We start from the raw sequence: 1,382 nt of genomic DNA on the forward strand, positions 1-1,382 counted from the left end.
AAACGGTCATGGTTGTAGAACGATATGTAGGCCTCGATGGCCGATGTGAGTTCGTTATAGGCCTGGAACTCACGCAGGTAGTACATCTCGACTTTCAGGGTGCCCCAAAAGCCCTCGATCGGGGCGTTGTCGATGCAACGTCCGACCCGGGACATGCTGTGGGTCAGCCCCGCGTCTTCCACCATGCGTTTGAACCCTCTCGATGTGTATTGATATCCTCGGTCACTATGGATCATCGGACTCGCTCCTGTACGGAGCCCCGCGATCGCTGGCATCATCGTCTGGAAGACGAGCGCGTTGTTGTTGGATTTCCCGATGCGATAGGCGACGATCGAGCCGTCATACAGGTCGATGATCGCGCTCAGATACGCCTTCCTCCCGGCGCCATATTTGAACTCGGTGACGTCGGTGCACCATTTCTCGTCCGGTCGTGACGCGCTGAATTCCCGGTTCATCAGGTTCTCGGCCACATGCTGCGGTGACGACTTTTTGTACCGCTTTCGTTTCTGGCGGATGACCGAACGGATCTCATGGATGCGCATGAGACGATAGATGCGCTTCTCGTTGTATGCCGGCAGGCCATGCTGGCGTCGTCTGCGATTGACCGTCATGGTGATCCGTCGATACCCGTAGGTCCCATTCACCTGGTCGTAGAGGAGACGGATGTCCTCCAGTAGACTCGAGTTTTCTTCCTCGCGTACCGAGACGGTACGTTTTAACCATTTATAATAGGCGGCCCGTGAGACCTGCGCGATCTCGCATAGGAGCACGACCGGGAACGTGTCGCTTGTCGACATTTCCTTGATGGCCATGTACCGCAATTGTAGCCGGATCTGGCTGATCAACCTCTCCTCTCGATCTCCTCTAACTTTTTTAGGAACAGATTCTCGGCCCGAAGGCGCTCATTCTCCCGTTCAATCTGTTGGATGCGACGTTCGAGCTTCTCCTCGTTGGTCAGTTCCTCTTCTTGCTTTGTCCGTCCGCGCCGGTCCTCGAGCCCGTGCACGCCGTCGGCGTCATATTTTTTCGTCCAGCCGTAGACCTGCTGGTACGACACGGCGAATATCTCGGCCGTCCTTTGATAGTTCCGTCCGTTGTCCAGGCAATACCTGACGATCTCCATGCGTTCCTCGAATGTTGTCTTTCTCCCTTTGGCCATAGCTCGATCCATCCCTTTTCTCGAATCTGTTAACTCGCTATGACCAGTATACTTCTTGATCCACCGATATAGAACCGACCAACTACTAATATGATATTTGGAGAGAACCTCCATTTTAGTGAACCCATCGAGATAGTCACGTACGGCCGCAATCTTCTGTTCCTTGGTGTAATGTTTCCATGTCTTCGACTCCTTCAACGCATCGATCCCACCGGTATCGAAT

1 pseudogene is annotated in these 1,382 nt (G+C 53.8%); it reads right to left on the minus strand.

Features of this window, described 5'->3' with window-relative positions:
• Positions 1-1,382, minus strand: a pseudogene (locus tag RT52_RS16225) (IS3 family transposase); the annotation flags it as partial.

The organism is Exiguobacterium alkaliphilum 12/1 (assembly GCF_000714435.1).
GTDB classification, from domain to species: Bacteria; Bacillota; Bacilli; order Exiguobacteriales; family Exiguobacteriaceae; genus Exiguobacterium; species Exiguobacterium alkaliphilum.